This is a genomic window from Spirosoma pulveris (assembly GCF_054781875.1).
Genome location: NZ_BAAGTO010000008.1, coordinates 1 through 20074, shown reverse-complemented (window position 1 = coordinate 20074; position 20074 = coordinate 1). Strand labels below are relative to the sequence as shown.

Here is a 20074-nt window from a genome sequence, read left to right as displayed (position 1 = left end):
CCGATTATCATGCTATTCAATTTCACCGCTTCGTCCGATTTTGATTTTATGACGTACTTTGCCCGACACATACAGGCAACAGTACAAAACGGCTTTCTGGCGATACCTGATCATTTAGGGCATGGGTACATCCGCAAGCTAAGTTTCGGGCCGGACTTCAAGATCACCATACACCGATACTTGCTCCGGGAAGATCTGATCATCAAACGTAATGCCTCCGGCCAGGGAAATGATCTGATCACTATTTTTTTCTATAGCAACGAGCAGGCCCTCCAGATCGCCTACAATGAGGAACCCCAGGTTCTTTTTTCTCAGCGTGATGAGTCGGCGATTCAGGTTACCTCCAACGATCTTAATTCAACCATTCGTTTTCCTGCCCACCAACAGATCCATTATGTGGTGGTGGCCATAAAGCCGCCCCGACTGACCGAATTACTGGCTGTCAGCGAGCCTAATTCAGTGCTTCAGACTATCACCGGCAGTGGTAATTCGTTCCTTTTCTTCGAACGCATGGCCGCCGAGGCCAAACTACTCCTCAAACACATGGCTACCGTGGATATGACCGATCCTTTGAGTCATTTCTACATACAAATCAAGGTGCAGGAACTGATCTATCTGGTTTTCCATAAGTTGGCTTTACGGCAAAGCGCTGCCCATCAAACGATCAACAGTGCTGATGCGGAACGACTCCTGTACATACGGAATGAGATCATCAGCGACCTGAGTGTGCCGCCGGTAATTCGGGAACTGGCACAGGTGGCTGCCATGAGCGAAACCAAACTAAAACAGCTTTTTAAGCAAACGTTCGGCACTACGATCTACAATTTTTACCAGCAAGTCCGAATGGAAGAAGCTGCCTTTCTCCTGAAACAGGGCAAACATTCCGTTGGCGAGGTGGGATATGAACTGGGCTTTTCCAATCTGAGCCACTTCAGCCGACTATTTGAAAAGCATTACGGCCTGAACCCAAAGCGATACGCAAGTCTGTAAGGGTTGTTTAGCACAGGCCCATGATGCGCTGATTTGACTACTCCATAGCGTACGCTACGAACACCTGATCGAACCTAATTAAGATTAGTCTACTCCGTCGGATACGACTATTTTTCTGCCTTTTTGCGCTATTTACAGTTCATTGTATAGCCCACCTTTGTCGTATCAAACAGAAAGCATACGACAATGAAAAAATTAACACTACCTTTTACGAAAGGCGCCCTCCAATTGAAAAACCATGTTGTTATGGCCCCGATGACGCGCAGCCGGGCACTGAACAACATACCCAATGAGTTGATGGCCACCTATTACAAGCAGCGTTCCGGTGCGGGCCTGATCGTAACCGAAGGGACCTCACCCAGCCCGGAAGGGCTAGGCTACCCACGCATTCCGGGCATTTTTTCCGAAGCCCAGGTCGAAGGTTGGAAAGCGATCACGAAGCGTGTACACGAAGGCGGCTCCAGGATATTTGTTCAGTTGATGCATACCGGGCGAATCGCGCATACGGCTAATCTACCGGAAGGCTATCAACCGGTAGGTTTATCCGACATTAAAGCGGTTGGAGAAATCTTTACCGATATCGCCGGTATGCAGGAATATTCTGCACCGGTAGCGCTGGATGCGCAAGGCATTATCCATGTAATCAGTGACTTTGTGCAAGCTGCTCAGAATGCCATCAGCGCTGGTTTCGACGGTGTGGAACTACACGGAGCCAACGGGTATCTCCTCGAGCAGTCGTTAAATCCCCATGTGAACACCCGTACGGACAACTATGGCGGAAGCATTCAAAATCGCAGCCGCTTACTCCTGGAGATCGCCGGACAGATCGCCGGCGCCATTGGTCCTGATAAGGTTGGGGTGCGCCTGTCGCCGTACTCGACGCTAAGCGATATGCCCGTGTACGATGAGGCCGACGTACACCAGACCTATGCCTACCTAAGTGGCGAACTAAACCGTCTGAGCATTGGATACATCCACATCTCCGACAATCCTGCGATACCCCGGAAAACGCACCAGGCGATCCGCAGTGCCTTTTCCAATACACTGATTTACTGTAACGGGCTAACCGTAGAAACCGCCGAAGCGAAATTACAAGATGGCTCGGCCGATCTGGTGGCCTTCGGCAGAAGCTTCCTGGCCAACCCGGATTTCATGAGCCGAATCGAAAAAAACGCCCCGCTCAATGAGGTCGATTATTCGACCTTATATACCCCCGGTACGTTGGGATATACCACTTATCCTGTGCTAGAAGAATCAATACAACCTGCATAGTCCATCACCAAGCCCGGTGCGGTGTCGGCGTCGGGGTTCTTTGTTCACTTAATCGGTCAACCATCATGAAAAAAGTATTGTATACCCAGTTTGGCGATGAAAGCGTGCTGAATATTATGGAGCAAGCGGTGCCAACTATTAAGAAGGATCAACTCCTGGTTCGGGTAAAAGCGGTTTCCATTAATCCGCTGGATTGGAAAGTGTACGGCGGAGAAATGAAATTGATGTCGGGGTCTTCATTTCCTAAATCGGTGGGCATCGATTTCTCGGGTATTGTTGAACAAATCGGCAGCGCCGTTACGGGCTTTACCGCCGGTGATGCGGTCATTGGCATACTGGACGTTTTTAAAGGTGGCGCCCTGGCCGACTACATTGCTGTCAACCAAACGGACATCTCCCCAAAACCGGCCAACCTCTCGTTCGAGCAGGCAGCCGCTCTACCCGTAACCGGACTATCGGCCCTGCAGATCATTGATCAGTTGGCAGCTGTCGGTGCCAATCAGGACGTACTAATCAACGGCGCGACCGGCGGCATTGGCATCTTTGCTGTGCAGCTAGCCAAAAAACGCGGTGCCAGGGTGACGGCGGTTGTCAGCACAAAAGGTATTACCGAAGCAAAAAAATGGGGTGCAGATGCGGTTGTCGACTACACCAGGCAATCGATACCGTTGCTGACTCAGAAGTTCGACGCTGTTATTGACTTGTCTACCAAGTTGTCTTTTACCGAAGCCAGGGGCCTGATGAAGCCAAAAGCGGTTTTTGTCAGTACGCTCCCCTCCCCGCTGGGGCTCGTATCCTCCTTCATCAATAACCTGATTTCTGGACAGAAACATAAAATCCTGATCGTGAAACCAACCGCTGAAAGGCTCGCTGCGTTAGCAAAGCTAGCTGAAGCTAACCTGCAGATCGTATTGGCCAGTACATACCCTCTCAACCAAGTCCGGGAAGCTTATACGGAAGCCCGTCGGGGTAAACGGATTGGAAAGTCAGTAATCGTGCTTGACTAAGCGCGGCCTTGGTGGTTGAACTTCTGCCACATATATAGATTGGAAAATCGACTGTCGTTACCTACAGCCTGTGCCCGGTGCTCTTCACTAAAATGGACTCTGGAACTAAGCTTCCCAAAAAGTGAATCTGTCATTTTTAGACTTGCTCTTTTTTATTGAAAAATAAGTAAATACCATTTGTTCAATAAAAAAGAGCAAGTTCATCACAAGCTTTGCTCACTGTATCGCACTCATCAATAAGCCCATTCAATGGCTAAACTATTGCCTTTGGTTTCGACCAAGACAGCAGTAGAGGAGTTGCCGAATGTTAAACGGAGCCGTTCGCCGTTGCCCCGGAAGCCACATCGGTTGCTCGGGCCTGAGCCCCACGTATATCACCCCCAAGATTTACTCGGATGGAATGGTGAAAACGGCCGGCTCCATCGCTGGTGAAGGTATCTTCACCCGTTTGATGAGTGGTTGGCCCTCCGCCAGCGTAAATGTCATACCCCAGTTTCACCGATTGATTAGGTGTGAACCAGCTCCCATCCACGACGATAAAACGCCCCTGGTCGGCCACTGCGCGGAGAATAACGGACGGTTGAGCAAACGAACTACCTGAGGTGGGAGACCAAATGATTCGACCTCGCTGAAATTGCTGTTCGCGTCCTGGCTTGTCGCTCCGATCATGTTCGGCATTAATGGGGTAGCCAACTTTGCTCCTTTCCCAGCCATTTTTAGCCCAAAAATCCCGAATGCCTCCGTAGATTTCGTGCGCACCTGTTTCGGGTAGCCAATAGATAGAGCTTTCCCCAATGAGAGAATTATCGGGTCGAAAGGCCCGGAAATGGTTGAACCGGCCACGCCGGTCCGGGACCACTGTTTCGTCGGTAATGGGGTAACCAAACTGTTCAGCGCCAATTTGTAACCAACGGGCGCCAATAAGTCCCCACACAATAAAAGCACCGGTATTAGGGCGCCAGGAAATCATACCACCCTGGAAATTTTGACGACGACCTACCCCGTCAAATGTTTTAAATTCATTGGTAACAGGGTGTTTGAGAGGGCTGTTTGGCCCTCCAATAGACAACCATTTCTGTTCGATTGCCCCGAAAACGACAAATCCATCAATATTAGTTGGCATGTTGCTTGTTAAGTTTTAGTGTTGATCAAAACGGATACTGGCCAGTTTACACCGTAAAACTCCGGATAGATGGTGTAACAGTAAATAACCCTTTTCACCCATTTATTAAATAGACTATAGAAAACTTAGGCTCGTATTTAAGTATATAAGCCAGTAATTAAAGGCAGCAAAGCGGGGGGTTAGTAAAATAAATTCAATTTATCTTGCCTATAAAATATACCTAATAGTATATTTGTCTCAACAAAAGGAAGGCCATGCTCACCAAAGCAGAAAAGACAAAACAGTTCATACTGGAAACGGCAATACCGCTTTACAATACAAAAGGGATAGCTGGCGTAAGTATCGACGATGTACTGAGCGCAACTAAATTGACCAAAGGATGCCTGTATGGACATTTCCAGAGCAAGGAAGACCTGTCAGAGCAGGTTATTGATCTGGCCTTACGGAAAACGGTTGATAAGATGCGGCTGGCCGTTGCCAGTGGCAAAACAGCCAAAGCAAAAGTATTTGCCTTCCTCGATTTCTACAAAGACCCCATACACACCTATTTACCAGGCGGTTGCCCTATTTTCAATACAGCTACCGAAGTAGATGACAACAACCCCGCCTTAAAAGAAAAAGTAGCGGCAGTTATACGGGCCGGACAGCAAGAAATAACACTGCTGCTCGAAGAAGGGATTCAAAACGGTGAATTTTCCAACAAGCTGAACCCACCCGCTCTGGCATTCAAACTCGCTGCTGCCGTAGAAGGAGGGCTGATGATGTGCCGGGTCATGGATACCATAAAGCCAATGCACACCCTGATTAGAAGTTTGAAATCGGAGCTGGAAGCGTATACACCCTGATTTTTTTGCCCATAAAATAAACCTTTTGGTTTATTTTATGGGCCCTAACAATAGACCAAAAGGTATAAAATACAAACTTGAAAGGCAGGGTTAATTAACCAATAATTGGATAAAAAACATCCGCTTAAACAGTCACAAACCATGAAAACAACAGGAAATACCGTATTTATCAGTGGAGGTAGTGCCGGTATCGGACTGGCCATCGCCAGAAAACTGAGTGCCGAAGGCAATCGAGTCATCATCAATGGCCGCAATAGCCAACGACTACAAACAGCATTGAGCGAACTGACCAATGCTGTGGCCATTCAGGGTGACCTGTCCGTAGAAGCCGACCGTATTCGCATCGCGCAGGAATTGGCCACCCACTACCCCGACGTCAACATAGTCATTAACAATGCGGGGGCGGCTTTTATGAATAACCTCGGCGACAGCGCCAACGATGCCGCCGGGAAAGCCTATCAGGAAATCAACACCAACTACCTGAGCATCATCCATTTTACCACACTGGTATTGCCCCAGTTATTGAAACAGGTCGATGCCGCCATCGTAAACGTGACGTCCATCGCGGTTTTTCGGGGAAACAAATTCCTGCCGACCTACTCCGCCAGCAAAGCCGCCCTGCATAGCTACACCCAGGGTCTGCGCGACACGTTTGCCGAAAACGACAGGTTAACCATCTATGAGTTGTACCCACCCCTGGTCAATACCGAGTTCTCGGCAGAAATAGGCGGAGCCAACGGTATTCCGGCTTCGGAAGTGGCCGACGAACTGTTTCAGGCACTGGCAAACGATCAAGTTGAAGTGCCGGTTGGAGAGACGAAGCGAATTCATCAACTAGTGGAGCAGTTGTCAGCCAGCCTTCAGTAACCATGCTCCGTACGCTACTCAACCAACGCATAAACTCACTGAAAACGCGGCCAGGCCAACCCAAACGGGCGGGTTTGGAACACGGCAGACGCAGTTCCACGCTACCAAAGTCCGGGGCCTAGACCACCCACCGAGTTGTTCGTTTTTGACTTGCCCGTATTGGTGATCAATGGCAATTAAAATAATCATCCCATGAAAGCATTTATAATTAGTAAATACGACAAAAAAGGGGCCATGCAGTTGTCGGATGCGCCCGAACCCATCGTCGGCGACAATGATGTACTGGTGGACATCCATGCTGCAGGCCTGAATCTGCTGGATTCCAAACTAAAAGCGGGGGAATTTAAGCTGATTCTCCCCTACAAATTGCCCTTGATTTTAGGCCATGATGTAGCGGGCGTCATTCTCAAAGTTGGGAAACAGGTGAAACGGTTCAAGGTTGGCGATGAAGTTTATTCCCGACCGGCCGATGGCCGTATCGGTACGTTTGCCGAACGAATTGCCATCCACGAAAACGATGTGGCGCTCAAACCTAAAAACCTGTCCATGACCGAAGCGGCCTCGTTACCCTTAGTGGCCTTAACCGCCTGGCAGGCGTTAACCGAGCATCTGAGCGTTAAAAAAGGGCAGCAAATCTTTATTCAGGCTGGCTCCGGGGGGGTGGGAACGATTGCCATCCAACTCGCCAAACACCTGGGGGCTACTGTAGCCACCACAGCCGGCGTCGCTAGCTTCGATGCCCTGAAAAAGCTGGGAGCCGATGTCCTGATTGATTACAAGACTCAGGACTTCGAAACCATCCTGAACAACTATGATGGCGTATTGAATAGCCAGGATACGAAGACGCTCGAAAAATCCCTGAACATCCTAAAGCCCGGCGGCAAAGTCGTATCCATTTCTGGTCCCCCAACGGCTGATCTGGCCAATCAAACGGGAGCCGCCTGGTTCGTGAAACTGATTCTGAGCTTATTGAGCCGCGGTATTCGCAGTAAAGCCCGAAAACGGCAGATCGATTATTCCTTCCTATTCATGCGGGCCGACGGAGGGCAATTAAGCAAGCTGGCCAACTTAGTCGAAACGGATGCTCTCAAACCCGTTATGGATAAAGTGTATCCGTTCGACAAAGCCAATGAAGCCCTGGCGTACGTAGAAAGTGGCCGGGCCAAGGGCAAGGTCGTTATCAAGATGAAGTGACCCATCCATTCACCAAAAACACGTCGATTTACATTCGTCTCCTGTAGGTGTCTTTTTTGATACACCTTAGCTTTTACTTGCTGTTCGTGGGTCGTCTTGCTTTTGGGCAAATAGCCAGTCTAACAAACCAGGCGTCTTTACTACTTCTTCCCAGATGCTGTGAGCGGCATCCGGGTACTCCGTGTAGCGGGGACTACCGCCCGCTTTTTTTAGCGCATTGACCATATCGCGTGAACCGCTGACCGGAACATTCATGTCTTTAGCTCCGTGAAAAGCCCAAACCGGGATTCCAGCCATACCGGGAGCCTGACGAATGTCGCCTTCGCCACATACCGGAATGGCGGCCGCAAACAACTCCGGGTGCGTTCCAATCAGATGCCAGGATCCGTAGCCACCCCGGGACACGCCCGACACGTAACGCCTTTGGGCATCAATTGAAAACTTTTTGTCCAGAGAAAGGATGGCCTCAATGGCCACGGAGGCCACGGAAGGGGTGTTGGCGACTCCCCCCCAGCCCGTATAGGGTGGACAGCGGGGCACAAAAACAAAAGCAGCATACTTGCGCCTGTTCTCATCCGTTGCCAACCATTTGGCTATGGGACAGGCGTCGATCTGGCGGGTATTATCTAAGCGACAGGAATAAGGCAAACCAACCACCAGGGGATAGCGTTTACGGGGATCGTAGTGAAGCGGCTTCATAATCCGGTACAGCAACGTATCGCCCTGGGGACCGATGTAGCTCCCCTCCTCAAAAGGCTGTGCCAAGGTCATTTCTCGGGCAGACACATGCGTATGGTTGTGGTTGTCTCCAATAAGCTGAATCGCGAGTACCGTTGTAAAAACGGCAAGAATCGCCACGATCATTTTGGCAATCAACAGCCCGGTCGGTAAGTGTGTTGGCTCCTTATCGCTGGAAACGCTTTTTAACTCATCGGCAAAATTTACCAGCAGAAGAACCGGAACGATCCGGTCTGCCAGGGAGAGGTATTGCTGAATTAAGTCGAGGGTGGTGTTTGGGGGATAGGGGGGCATATTCCAAAACCACGCCAGGGCTGCTAACTGGCCCCCGCATAGGAGAGCCAGTACAATACCTGCCCACTTTAGCCAGGGTCTGCTCGCTGTACGAGTAGTAGCCAGCGTGGCGCCATACACCAGAGAAGCCAAAAAACCCATCAATACAGCCGCTTTGGGATACTGGCCAAGCAGCGGGTAAATTGTTGCCAGTACTAGATAGAGAAGCGTTATCTGTGAGCTTACTGAAGCTGCCAGTCCCGTCCAGAAAGCCGCTTTGAAGCCTTTTCGACGATAATAGATCAGGAGCAGAATAGCCGTTGTGAGTACAGTGAAGTCGCCAACGACAAACCAGCTCCGAAACGAGGCCAGCATGTATAGATCAACGCCCCGCTGAAAATGGAGCCAGCTTTGAAACAAGCCAGCCGCTAAGGACAGCCCCAGGCTGGCGCAAATGGTTTGATAGAAGGATCTTGTCATTGAAGCCAGGTGTTGACCCACAAAGGCTTTATACCAAAAGCTTTACTACAATTGCCCTTTTAAACATGATACAGCACGGGCTGGTGCAGCGGTCTCAAATGCGTTACAACCCATTAAGCAGTTTAGGAGTCTGCCTATCACATTCCATTGATGATATGAAGGTGTAGACCCAGCGATATCTGTCTTCCAAAACTTGAAGTGACTATTCAGAATCTCCCTGGCTTTTTGTGTACTGGAATTTGCTGATCACGCTGGCCTATTCACACAGTATGTAAAAGTGGTGGCTGTTGCAAAAGCCCAAAACGGGCGTGGTGGCCTTGGATAAGTCCCCGATTCTCCTCCGTTTACAAGGAAAAAACTGCTTACCTGGCAATAGACTTCGTAGCCTTGTTAACTTTTGCAGCAGACACTACGATTATGTAGAGAGATTAAACTTAGATAGAAGGTACAGTTACATCATACGCGTTGAGAGATAAGCTATATTTATTGCTAATCGTATCAGTTAACTCTATGACACTTAAAATTAAACGAATTTTAGGCTTATCCGCTTTATTCTTAATCGTAGTCATTTACCTGATTGAATGTACCGGAAACTCCTTTAATGTCGGGAGTGCCAGTCAACGGCATGAATTCAAGGTCAAACAAACTCATTTTCAACTAAGCATTGATGGCCCCGTTGTTGTCGAGATTACCGGAGTACTCGATGGGAAAGCCGTGGTTTTTATGCCTAATGGTCCTCAAGATAGTAGAGGCTTACCAGTTTGGGATAACAGTGGCAGCGTTGTTAAACTTTCAAAAGGGAGAGTTAACAAGAAAGTATATATCGGTGAAATGGCTGGAGATTTCAATTTAATATACCAACCAATCACAGCTAAGAATGGCTTATTAAATATCAGAATAGACTATTAATCCTGTTGTATACGTGTGGCGGCCGTTGCAAGAATAGGTGGAGTAAGTCGAAATAGCCAAAACAACTATGAATCGATCGAACTATACTGAATGGATATTTCTGCTCGTGATCGCCTTTCCCATCCTTTACATGTCAGGGAAGGGTTTGTTTCGCTACTCATTCGAAGTGGATTGATCCTGCTGTCGAGTCAAACGTTAGGTCAAATACTGCAGAGTGTACGAGAGTATAAAACAAAACCAAGCATTGATTTACAGCTATAAGCCAGTATTAACACCAAGTAATCTGGATTTAAGACCCTGAGCCGCATGGTGAATTCAGGCAAAACAAACCAACTTGGCAGAGTAGTTTATAGCCCGATGTAGCTCCTCTACTCGTGCCTTGACCTCCTTCTGTATCGACGTTCAGGTGAGAGGAAACGAACGAACATAGACGCCATTGAAGCGTATGCCGTGTCGCCCGGCGGAAAAGAAAAAAGTAAAGCCGCCAGTACCTTTTGTGGTCAGGACCCTGGGTCTTGCCAAACTTCCTGCTGTTAATGAACAATAACCCATTGATTACAAAGCCGCATTACGTACTGTTGGATGGACTTCGAGGCGTAGCCGCTATTATCGTGGTCATCTTTCACCTGACCGAACCGCTGGCCAGCAGCCACCTCGACAATGTGGTAAACCATGGATACCTGGCTGTCGACTTTTTCTTTCTCCTGTCCGGCTTTGTGATTGGGTATGCCTATGACGACAGATGGGATAAATTAACCATTGGCGGCTTTCTAAAGCGCCGGTTCGAGCGACTGCAACCACTCGTTGTTCTGGGGGCATGACGCTGGGGGCCATTGGCTTTTATTTTACCGACTCGACGATATGGCCGCTGATCCATACCGTTCCTCCGGAGAAGCTGATCGTCGTGATGCTGATAGGCTATACGCTTCTGCCCATACCAATTTCTATGGATATACGCGGCTGGCAGGAAATGCATCCGCTCAACAGCGTTGGCTGGTCGTTATTCTTCGAATACATAGCCAATCTGCTCTATGCGCTGGGGCTAAGAAAGTTATCGAATAAAGCATTGGCTTGTTTTGTGGGGCTGGCAGGAGCCTTGCTTTTGCATCTGGCGGTTACCAGCTCTGCCGGAGACATTGCTGGTGGCTGGACACTCAATGCAGAACACATGCGTATCGGAATCATACGCACCTTATTCCCATTTTTTGCCGGCTTGCTTTTGTGGCGGGTATCGCGGCCTGCCTCGGTCAACCGGGCCTTCGTATGGTGTAGCCTGCTGGTGGCGGTTGTTTTGTTCATGCCAAGAATAGGCGGTGCAGAGCAGGGTTGGATGAATGGTCTTTACGAAGCTTTCTGCATCATCATTGTCTTTCCATTGGTCGTCTGCATGGGTGCCGGTGGTGCGGTGAATAATCAGGTGGAAGCTAAAATTTGTCGGTTCCTGGGTGAGCTTTCCTATCCCCTGTACATGACACACTATGTGCTTGTCTATTTTTACGTGGCCTGGGTAAGCAATCACCGTGGTATCACCCTATGGCAGGCCTGGCCTTATGCATTACTCACTTTTTCAGGCGCTATCGTGTTGGCTTATGCCAGTTTAAAGTGGTACGATAAACCGCTAAGAGCCTGGTTGCGCAGAAAGCTGAACCAGGGGTGATAACCATTTGACCTTGAATGAGTTTTACCTGAACTCAACGTTATCTAATGAATCATGGACTTTCAGGAACTCATGCTCACCTATGGCTATCCTATGCTGTTTCTCGGTGTACTGCTGGAAAGTGAAGCGTTTTTATTAATCGGGGTTTATTTAGCCCACCAAGGGTATTTTTCGTTACCGGCCGTAATTGGTCTGGCTGCGTTTTCTTCGTTCTGTATCACGCAGCTTTGTTTTCTGGTAGGCAATCGCTTTGGTCCAGGCTTTATCCGCACGCGACCTCGCTGGCAGCTGCGTTACCAGCGAATTGAGCGATTGATCAATCGCTATGGCACGGGTCTGGTGATCGGTTTTCGGGCGCTGTATGGCTTGCGGGGCGCGGTGCCGGCCGCTCTGGGTTTGGCGGGCTTTTCCGCGACCCGATTTACGATCTATAATGCACTTGGGGCGTCGGTATGGGCCGTGAGTGTGGCTCTTCTGGGCAGCAACCTGGCTAAAGGACTCAAACAGCTCTATGATAGCCTCCACCCTTCCGAAACGACGGCCTTTATCACAGTGGCAGGCTTAGGCGTCTTATGGCTTGTTTACCAACTGGTCAAACGATCCCGCTTGAAAAAACAGTCGATGGATAAATCTGTGGTCGGCTATCAATCGATTCCACTTAAGTAGTGTTATGACAGACAGTAAAAAAACTGTCTGTCATAACCGATCAGCTGCTGCAATACTAAACTGTCAACAGGGCTCTATGCCCACTACGTTTTCCGGTTTATTTGTTGCCTACTGTGTTTAACCGTAAGCAATGGAGGGGGTGAGTTTCGGGCACGACTGCCGCTACTTCAACCCCAATTGTTTACCACGAAGTAGGCTGGAACGTGCTGGTGTTGGTGTCGCCTTTGTTGAAACGCACCACAATATTGAGCTGACCGTTGCTGCCCTTTACCAACTCGTAGTAATAGGTCTGTTTTTTCAACTCCGAGCGCTCCATGTTGCGGTTTATGTTCTTGCCGGGTATGCACGAATAGTAGCCCCGGTATTTACCTGCTGTAGCCGTAGTCGTAAAGGTCCCGTCTGCCTGGTTGAAGTCAACACTGCCGGTCTCGTACGTAAAGGCTTCCGTGCGACAACTGTTGTAATCGCGGGCCGATGATACAAAGTATTTTTCGTAGGTGCCGTTCGCTTTGAAGTCGAAAACGACCGCCAGCTCAAACGGATTTCCCAGGTACGACCCATCATACGACCAGAACTGGCTCATGGCAAAAGAGCCATACATCCATTTTCCTACGACTTTGGCGTCGATATGCCCGCCGGGCACTACGTCACTGTCTTTTTTACAGCTTGTGCCGAGAACGGCTACTGCAAACAGCATAAAGAGTAATTTTTTCATTGGTTTTAGAGGAAGATTTGATGATTTGTTGTTTGACGCATCAAAATTACCCTCCGGTCTCCGCCCTGTCAGTAATGATTACCCTGAAACGGAAAAAGCCGCAGGTGAAGCGACTTTTAGCTGACACTCTACAAAGGCGAGTCGATACCAAACCCTGTTCCCGAAGTTGCTGCTATCCCGTTTGGGCTGCCACCGCTCTAAACAGGAAGCAGTAAACTAGCCGGTGAATCGGTATTTGCTTATTTTCGCTTCAACCAATCACTCCGTCTGATGCCTGCTTTCGCCCTGACTTATAATCAGTGGTTCCTCCTTTTTATGGGAGCCGTATTGGTTATGCTCATCGCCAACTTGATTCAATGGGCCGTCCATCAGGAGCGCATCTACGGTCAGTACACGGCTTATATTTTACTATGGATTATTGGGTTTGGCATTGACTATGTACGCTTACCCCCCCATGTGTCTGCCTTTATACAGACCATTTCGCTACACCTGTTTTCGCTGCTTTACTTCGAAATAGCGATCACATTTCTTGCTATAAAGCACCGCCCCCGTTTGCTTGGCTGGTACCGTCGGATTCAGTGGAGCGTGGCTCTGATAGCCATACCCGAAGTGTATTTCAACCTGTTTTCATCGGCCTGGCAAACTGATTGGCATGAAACGCAGCTCAACCTGGTTCGAGTCCTCATTATCCTGGTTACTTACCTGACCATAGCCTATACGGTAGTGGTCAATGTTCGCAAACCGGATGTGCTTGCCCGTTTTTTCGTGGCCGGAACGCTGGCGCTGTTCATCAGCGAACTGCTGGGTATTCTTGTGATTGTCCGTTATGGCCAGGCAGGCATGAGAGAGGGGCTGTTTCGCCTGCCGTTGCCATTGCATCCTGGCTTTATCGGCCAGGTAGGGCTTCTACTCGACATTGCCTGCGTATCGCTGGGGCTATCGTACCGACAGCGACGCGAAACCCACCGACAGATGCTGGCCGAGCAGGAACTACTACGGGAACGCGAGCAAAGCCTGCGCCGTCAGCTACAGGCCGATTTAGCGCTTCAGCAGCTCAAACAGCAGCATACTGAAGCCCAGATGAGGGCTTTGCAAAGCCAGGTCAATCCGCATTTTCTGTTTAACTCTCTCAATTCGCTTTCCTCGCTGATCGACGAAAACCCACAGCAGGCCACCGAATATGTCGATGAGCTATCAAGCGTATATCGGTACCTGCTGCGGGCGGGCGATCAGGATCTGACCACGCTTAGCGTTGAGTTGAGTTTTATTCAATCCTACTTTCACTTGCTCAAAACCCGTTACGGCAGCAGTGTTTGCCTGGAGGTTGCGGTGGACAACACCTGCCACGATGCGCTGATTCCGCCCCTGACCTTGCAACTGCTGGTCGAGAATGCGGTTAAACACAACCGCGCCCTGCCCGAAGAACCCCTGACGATTCGCATTCGGACTACGGCAGAGGGCCGGTTTATCGTTGAAAACAAGCTACAGCGCCGGAACGTACGGGTCGAGTCAAACGGGGTGGGCCTGTCCAACATCACCGATAAGTATCGGCTGCTGAACCACGCTGATTCGGAAGGTTATAACCTCCTGATCGAGGAATTGAATGGCTGGTTTCGCGTGACGTTGCCCTTGCTGAGTGAGAATAAACCCTTTGTAAAGAAGTGAGTACGCAAAGCCTGCTACTGCCATACGATGGTCAACGATCCTTACCTACCATTCCGATATGCCGTGGATTTTTTCTGCCAATTACCCGGCAGCAGCTCGGCACTTACCCTGACACGCGCTTTCCAGGAAGTGCAGTCGGAGATGCATAGTCTACTTGACTCGGTAGAAGATGAGGCCGTCATTCCTCTACAACCAGCCGGACGGCTCATTGAGTATGACTGTCAATCCGAATTGGCTTCCTACTTACTCGGTGATGAATCTGCGCTGGCCCGACTGCGAAGAACAGTGCGTCGGGCAGAGCAATTGTTGCCTGGGTAAACGGCGAATGTCAAGGTTATAAATTATGTTTTTTCCTTACGTCACGGATTCAACCAAACGGGCCTTGCCGAAGCCCATTATTTGAGCCAAATCTGTTTTAGTAGCGGAAGGACGAACCAGAATTTCCCAAGCACAAAAAAGCCTGCCTTCAGTTGAAGGTAGGCTTTCCGTTTCTATCCACACCAATAGGTTTATCCTTAGAATGAACCTATAATATCGGCAAGATAGAACATGAACCAATTGGTTGGCTGCGAGTCGACTGCAACTACCCCATTTTGGTACATACTGGTCAAAATTGGCTGGTAATTGGTCAGTTCTCTATAGTTCGGAAACGGGGAAAATCAGGATTTGAGGTGGTGCGTTAGTCGCTGGATCTGGGAAATTCCATACTGACTTCCCTCACTTCCTGACCAGTTCCTTGATGGGTTGAAAATCCGGATGTCCGGCCTGCCAAAGCCCGAAGGCGAACATATTGGCAAAATTACGAAAGGACACGGTTTTGTCTTCCGTAAAGTGGCCATTATCGTAGTTTACCTGCATCAGCACGGGCTTACCCGAGGTGCTGGCATTTTGCAGGGCTGCGGCCAGCTTACCCGGCTGCCAGGCAATCACCCGCGGGTCGTTCCAGCCGCCCACACACATCACCGCCGGGTATTTGGTGCCTTCCTTCACGTGGTTGACGGCATCCATCTCGTAAAGTGCCATACACTCGGTGGAGTCCTTAACGGTGCCGAACTCAGCCGCATTGATGGGACCGTTTGGCGAATTTTCCATGCGCAGGGCGTTGGAGCAGCTTACATTGCTGATGGCGGCCGCAAACAGGTCAGGTCGTTCAGTGATGGCTCGGCCAATGAGAATACCACCCGCCGAAGTACCCATGCCAATGAGCTTACCGGCGCTGGTATATCCTTTTTTGATAAGGTATTCGCCACTCGCAATAAAATCCTTCCAGGTGTTGGGCTTCGTTGTTTTGTAACCCGCCTTGTACCAGGCCTGCCCTTTTTCTGAACCTCCGCGCGGATGGGTTTCCGCCAGCACCACCCCCCGGTTCAGCAGGGCCAGATTCCGGCGACTAAAGTAAGGCGTTCCTGATATGCCGTATGCTCCGTAACCGTCCATCAGGCAGGCCGCACTCCCGTCGCGCTTAAGGCCTTTTTTGTAAATAATCGAGAGTGGCACCATCGTTCCATCGTGACTGGGTATTTCGACTTCTTCCACCACCAGATCGCTCACGCCGGGGTAGTTCATGGGTACATGGAACGTGCTGGTAACTAGTTTACGCGTCTGCGGGTCGTAATCGTAGAGCGTTCCGGGATCGTTCCATGAGGTTGAGTATACCATCGCATCGTTGGCATGGAGGGGGTCGTAAAATTCGATACCCATCGTCCCCGTACCCGGAACGGGAACATCGGCCCACTGCTTCGTGCGCGGATCATACTGCCGGATTTTTTCGTTGATGCCATCGCTCAGGATGACAAACAAAAAATCTTTCGACGAGGCCATGCGGGTAATATTCTGCTTGCTTTCGGGTAGCAGGACGGTAGCGGTGGCGGGGTTGGGGTTGGCCGCATCGGTTACCAGAATATGCCCATTGGGTGCGCCTTTTATGCTTTGTATAAACAACCGGTCGCCCAGTTTCGCAAAGCTGATCACACTGTCGGTTACAGCACACAACCGCTTCCAGCCAATAGTCGGCTTGCCCACCTCCGAAGCAGGAGCCACCCAGGCCGTGGCACGACGATCCACGGTGCCCAGGTAGCCATATACCTGGGTTTGATCGTTGGAATAAAACATGGTCGGGTATTGATCGGGCTTGATACCGAAATCCGGGTTTTTCTCCATTGAAAACAGGTCTGGATTAGCGGCCGGATCATTCCCTAGTCTATGCAGCCGCCCCTTCGTGTTGAGGTTGCCCTGGGGGTCTTTGGTATCCATCGAGTTGTTGGGCGTGTAGAGAAAGCCGCTGTCATCGGGTAACCAGCTCACCTCACCGCCAAATACGGCCGTAATGCTCTCTGGGCCGAATGTCCTGGTAGCCACATCCAGGGTGCGCACGGTCGATAGTTCGGCACCTCCCTCCTGCAGGCCGATCGCCAGCTTCTTACCGTCGGATGTCGGGGTGAAGGCAGTCATCAGGTAGGTTTTCCCTTTTTCGTAGGCCAGAGGGTCAAAGAGTAGGGTTTCTTTACCCGTTTCTCCTTCCCGAACGTATAGTTTTCCCGCTTTATCATCCGGCATGGTTTTGCGGTAGAAATACCGGTTGCCCCTTTTTTTGACCTCCCCGTAGCGAATAGTCAGCATCTTGTCATAGTCGACAAATTGCTGGATCAGCTTGTCACGGCCCGGAATCTGGCTCAGCACGGCGTTTGCGTAGTCACCCTGGGCTTTAAACCAGTCTTTGGTTTGAGGGCTGTTCATATCCTCCAGCCACCGGTAGTTGTCGACCACCGCTTTACCATAGTACATGTCGGTAACAGGCTGTTTAGGCGTTAGGGGTAAACGGGCAACCGACGGTTGTGTCTGGGCTATTAAAGTGAAGAGACTAACAAAATAGCTAAACAGGGTCAGGCAGATAGCTTTCATAGATACGCGGTGAATAAGAATTTCGAGGAAGATTGATAGAAGTTTTGATTGAATAGGGTTGACCCTTCAGGAGCCAATACCGTACTGCATTGACATGCTGATAGGCTCAACCAATCGGTAGTCGGTATCGACAACTCACCGGGAAACAGCCTGGTATTAAAAAAGGGTTGTTTCTGACAGTAGGCTTATGTGAAAAAGACTACCGGCTGGCTTCTCAATTTAGCGATAAGTACCCGGGAAACAGAACGTTTTTAGGGAACGGTTGCCCACGTTGGCTAACCTGAAAAAGCAACCTCAGCTTTTGGGGATTTTACTCTTTTCAAAGCACCTGAATGCTGGCCCCTGCCTGTTATCGGGACACTTACTCCGTTGCGCTGGTGTTTACATAAACCTCCGATTCGGATGGCGGCCACATGCCTAAAATCAACTAGCTGGCCAGGGCGATCAGTCGGATACGACTGTCAGCATTTTCCCCGACGACACAGTTGTTGCGTGACAGTAGTTTTTTACGGGCAGTCCGTCACCGCAACACAATCCGTCACGGATACATTATAGATCCTTGGAATTTTTACACCCGTCCTGGTCAATTGACGGTGAGGGATAAATCATCAAAATAAACAGACCCCGTCGTTTTTGGCAGGTAAACCAGATACACTAACAGGTTGTCAATTCCACCGGGATACGAAGGCAAAACCACCGAATATTCCGTAAACTCCTGGGTGCCTGTGATTGGAGTCTTGCCTTGAGTAGTCACAAAAAAGACGCCATAGGCATTGCCTTTATCACCCCGAATGGCAATGGACACTCCCTGACCAACCAGAGCGGTTTTGATTTTAGCTTTCAGGGTTAGTTTAGCACCAACCGGTATTGTGCTCATTGAGATACTATTTTGCACGTAATAAGAAAAGGCGCTATCATTCCTGACTTGATTGCAATTAATCTTCAACGAGTACTGAGGAGATGAAGCAGCTTCTGAGGTAAAGCCAAAAGCATATCCATTGGGATTCGTAGGGTGTGGCGTATCATAGCCGAAACTCCAGCCTTGTATTTTCTGCTCAATGTCACCATTAGTCAGTAGCGGTTTTTGAGCGGGAAGCTCTTCTTTCTTACAAGCACTGATGGCCCAGGTACAAGCCAGCAGGAGAATTGCCGGGAGTAAGCGAAAATGATTCATGGTTAGTTATGGTCTGGTAGAAACTTAAAGAAACCAAAAATAGAAACAGGCATGAATAATTATAGTATAAGTTAGTAAAATAATGTTTTACCGATAAAACAAGCGTAACTAGGTTAGTTACATAGACTGCTGATAATCGTTGACAGGTACTAATGACCACAATCCGACAAGGAAATGCATCTTTTAGTATCCGGTTCAAGTACTTGTCGGGGCCATTTGTACTCGTTTCTTTTACCGGCTATAACAGCTAAATCAACGCTCATGAAGCCTTTTCTACTAATTGCGCTGTGCCTGGCTCCATTGCTGCTTGCGGCCCAGAGCAATATGTACAAAATTGAAGGCAATGTGCCCAGGGTGAAAACCGGAGCCAAAGCCTATGTCCGTTATGTTGTAGGAAACACAGGCTATTCCGATTCTTCACAGATTCATAACGGACGATTTTTTATTACCGGATCCGTGGATCAACCCCATTACGCGTGGCTGTTTGTCGATCGAAAATCCATTCGTTTTTATCTTGAACCCGGCACCATTTCTGTGACGAGTCCTGACTCCATTCAAAACGCACTTGTGGCTGGCTCACCGATGAATATCGACCATCAGAAGCTAAAACAAATGCTTAAGCCCACGGACGACCAATTAACGCTGCTGGAAAAGGAATACCAGGCGGCTACACCAGAGCAGAAAAAGGATATAGTATTTACTAAAGGGGTCGAGAGCCGAACCGATGCCACTCTTGCTCAGCAAAGACAAGTAAAAGCTCGGTTTATTCGGGAACATATAACCTCCATGCTGAGCCTGTATACCTTGCAGCAATATACAGATCGGTATGCCCCAGAGTTTTCTGAATTGGAATCCATGTTCAGCCGCTTATCTGAGGCTATTAAAGCCAGCAAACCCGGCAAAGCGTACGCCGAAAAGCTAGCTCTGATTCAAGCCACGTCGGTGGGTGCATTAGCGCCTGACTTTACCCAACCGGATACCATCGGGAAAGCGGTATCGTTAAGCAACTTTCGAGGGAAGTATGTGCTGGTTGATTTTTGGGCGAGCTGGTGTGGTCCGTGCCGGGCTGAAAATCCGAATCTGGTCAAGACCTTTCAACAATACAAAGACAAGAACTTTACCATACTTGGCGTTTCACTGGATCAGCCTACCGGTAAAGCAGCCTGGCTGAAAGCCATTCATAAAGACCAGCTCGACTGGACGCACGTGTCGGAGCTAAACCACTGGAACACAGACATAGTGAAACAATATGCCATTCAAGTTATTCCTCAAAACTTTTTGATCGGTCCTGACGGAAAAATCCTTGCCAGGAATATTCGGGGAGAAGCTTTAAGGAAGAAACTAGCTAAAATTCTTGAGAGTAAGCCTTAGTTGCCAGTCGATTGGACTTGAAAGAAACCCAGTTTCTCCCAAGATTTCTCCTTCACGACGTTCAGTACATTGTGTAATTTACCCGCTCTTAAATTGCCTCCGTGGCTGTTGCACAACTCTGCTTCCAACATCGATTTTTCAGCGGCTGAATTGGCGAATGAGATTTTCTACCATTGTCTACCCTGCTTAGTTGAGAAAAAGCACGCCAAAGCCCAGAAAAGTGTCCC

Annotated in this window: 18 protein-coding genes; 13 read left to right on the top strand and 5 right to left on the bottom strand. The window is 49.3% G+C overall.

Annotated features, from left to right (window positions below; genetic code table 11):
- Positions 1–9 precede the first annotated feature (9 nt).
- The 3 genes from ACYVJM_RS22985 to ACYVJM_RS22975 all read left to right on the top strand — a co-directional run bounded on the left by ACYVJM_RS22985 (position 10) and on the right by ACYVJM_RS22975 (position 3269).
- Positions 10–990, top strand: coding sequence for a helix-turn-helix transcriptional regulator (locus ACYVJM_RS22985; protein WP_461150581.1), 981 nt, complete (start codon positions 10–12; stop codon positions 988–990).
- A gap of 186 nt (positions 991–1176) precedes the next feature.
- Positions 1177–2262: an alkene reductase gene (locus ACYVJM_RS22980; protein ID WP_461150580.1), complete on the top strand. Its 1086-nt coding sequence runs from the start codon at positions 1177–1179 to the stop codon at positions 2260–2262.
- A 65-nt stretch (positions 2263–2327) separates the two neighbouring features.
- Positions 2328–3269: an NAD(P)-dependent alcohol dehydrogenase gene (locus tag ACYVJM_RS22975; protein WP_461150579.1), complete on the top strand. Its 942-nt coding sequence runs from the start codon at positions 2328–2330 to the stop codon at positions 3267–3269.
- A 307-nt stretch (positions 3270–3576) separates the two neighbouring features.
- On the opposite strand, the gene ACYVJM_RS22970 is transcribed toward ACYVJM_RS22975, so the two are convergent.
- The gene (locus ACYVJM_RS22970; protein WP_461150578.1) at positions 3577–4392 is read right to left on the bottom strand and encodes an LGFP repeat-containing protein; all 816 of its coding nucleotides are present in this window, start codon (positions 4390–4392) and stop codon (positions 3577–3579) included.
- Positions 4393–4646: 254 nt separating this feature from the next.
- Between ACYVJM_RS22970 and ACYVJM_RS22965 the strand changes: the two genes are divergently transcribed.
- The 3 genes from ACYVJM_RS22965 to ACYVJM_RS22955 all read left to right on the top strand — a co-directional run bounded on the left by ACYVJM_RS22965 (position 4647) and on the right by ACYVJM_RS22955 (position 7298).
- The gene (locus tag ACYVJM_RS22965; protein ID WP_461150577.1) at positions 4647–5237 is read left to right on the top strand and encodes a TetR/AcrR family transcriptional regulator; all 591 of its coding nucleotides are present in this window, start codon (positions 4647–4649) and stop codon (positions 5235–5237) included.
- A gap of 141 nt (positions 5238–5378) precedes the next feature.
- Complete coding sequence (locus tag ACYVJM_RS22960) at positions 5379–6104, top strand: SDR family oxidoreductase (RefSeq protein WP_461150576.1); 726 nt, start codon at positions 5379–5381, stop codon at positions 6102–6104.
- Positions 6105–6296: 192 nt separating this feature from the next.
- Positions 6297–7298: an NADP-dependent oxidoreductase gene (locus ACYVJM_RS22955; protein ID WP_461150575.1), complete on the top strand. Its 1002-nt coding sequence runs from the start codon at positions 6297–6299 to the stop codon at positions 7296–7298.
- 66 nt (positions 7299–7364) lie between these two features.
- Here the strand turns inward: ACYVJM_RS22955 and ACYVJM_RS22950 are convergent, their stop codons facing one another.
- On the bottom strand, positions 7365–8789 hold the full coding sequence (locus tag ACYVJM_RS22950; protein WP_461150574.1) for a carboxylesterase family protein: 1425 nt from the start codon (positions 8787–8789) through the stop codon (positions 7365–7367).
- Positions 8790–9299: 510 nt separating this feature from the next.
- Between ACYVJM_RS22950 and ACYVJM_RS22945 the strand changes: the two genes are divergently transcribed.
- The 4 genes from ACYVJM_RS22945 to ACYVJM_RS22930 all read left to right on the top strand — a co-directional run bounded on the left by ACYVJM_RS22945 (position 9300) and on the right by ACYVJM_RS22930 (position 12021).
- On the top strand, positions 9300–9698 hold the full coding sequence (locus ACYVJM_RS22945; protein ID WP_461150573.1) for a hypothetical protein: 399 nt from the start codon (positions 9300–9302) through the stop codon (positions 9696–9698).
- Positions 9699–10234: 536 nt separating this feature from the next.
- A complete protein-coding gene (locus ACYVJM_RS22940) occupies positions 10235–10519 on the top strand; it encodes an acyltransferase family protein (RefSeq protein ID WP_461150572.1) in 285 nt (94 codons plus the stop codon).
- Positions 10516–11355 carry an acyltransferase family protein gene (locus ACYVJM_RS22935; RefSeq protein WP_461150571.1) on the top strand — a complete coding sequence of 280 codons (840 nt, stop codon included), beginning with the start codon at positions 10516–10518 and terminating at the stop codon, positions 11353–11355. Before ACYVJM_RS22940 ends, ACYVJM_RS22935 begins: the two co-directional genes overlap by 4 nt.
- A gap of 54 nt (positions 11356–11409) precedes the next feature.
- Positions 11410–12021 carry a DedA family protein gene (locus ACYVJM_RS22930; protein ID WP_461150570.1) on the top strand — a complete coding sequence of 204 codons (612 nt, stop codon included), beginning with the start codon at positions 11410–11412 and terminating at the stop codon, positions 12019–12021.
- Between the two features lie 181 nt (positions 12022–12202).
- Here ACYVJM_RS22930 and ACYVJM_RS22925 read toward each other — a convergent pair whose 3' ends face one another.
- On the bottom strand, positions 12203–12736 hold the full coding sequence (locus ACYVJM_RS22925; RefSeq protein WP_461150569.1) for a hypothetical protein: 534 nt from the start codon (positions 12734–12736) through the stop codon (positions 12203–12205).
- A 270-nt stretch (positions 12737–13006) separates the two neighbouring features.
- On the opposite strand from ACYVJM_RS22925, the gene ACYVJM_RS22920 reads away from it, so the two are divergent.
- Positions 13007–14401 (top strand): sensor histidine kinase, encoded by a 1395-nt coding sequence (locus tag ACYVJM_RS22920; RefSeq protein WP_461150568.1) that lies wholly within the window; start codon positions 13007–13009, stop codon positions 14399–14401.
- A gap of 27 nt (positions 14402–14428) precedes the next feature.
- Positions 14429–14719, top strand: a complete 291-nt coding sequence (locus tag ACYVJM_RS22915; protein WP_461150567.1) for a hypothetical protein — start codon at positions 14429–14431, stop codon at positions 14717–14719.
- 399 nt (positions 14720–15118) lie between these two features.
- On the opposite strand, the gene ACYVJM_RS22910 is transcribed toward ACYVJM_RS22915, so the two are convergent.
- Both ACYVJM_RS22910 and ACYVJM_RS22905 read right to left on the bottom strand, forming a co-directional pair.
- Positions 15119–17302 (bottom strand): prolyl oligopeptidase family serine peptidase, encoded by a 2184-nt coding sequence (locus tag ACYVJM_RS22910; protein ID WP_461150566.1) that lies wholly within the window; start codon positions 17300–17302, stop codon positions 15119–15121.
- 583 nt (positions 17303–17885) lie between these two features.
- The gene (locus ACYVJM_RS22905) at positions 17886–18476 is read right to left on the bottom strand and encodes a hypothetical protein (protein ID WP_461150565.1); all 591 of its coding nucleotides are present in this window, start codon (positions 18474–18476) and stop codon (positions 17886–17888) included.
- A gap of 261 nt (positions 18477–18737) precedes the next feature.
- Between ACYVJM_RS22905 and ACYVJM_RS22900 the strand changes: the two genes are divergently transcribed.
- Positions 18738–19847 (top strand): redoxin domain-containing protein, encoded by a 1110-nt coding sequence (locus ACYVJM_RS22900; protein ID WP_461150564.1) that lies wholly within the window; start codon positions 18738–18740, stop codon positions 19845–19847.
- The last annotated feature ends 227 nt before the right edge of the window (positions 19848–20074 follow it).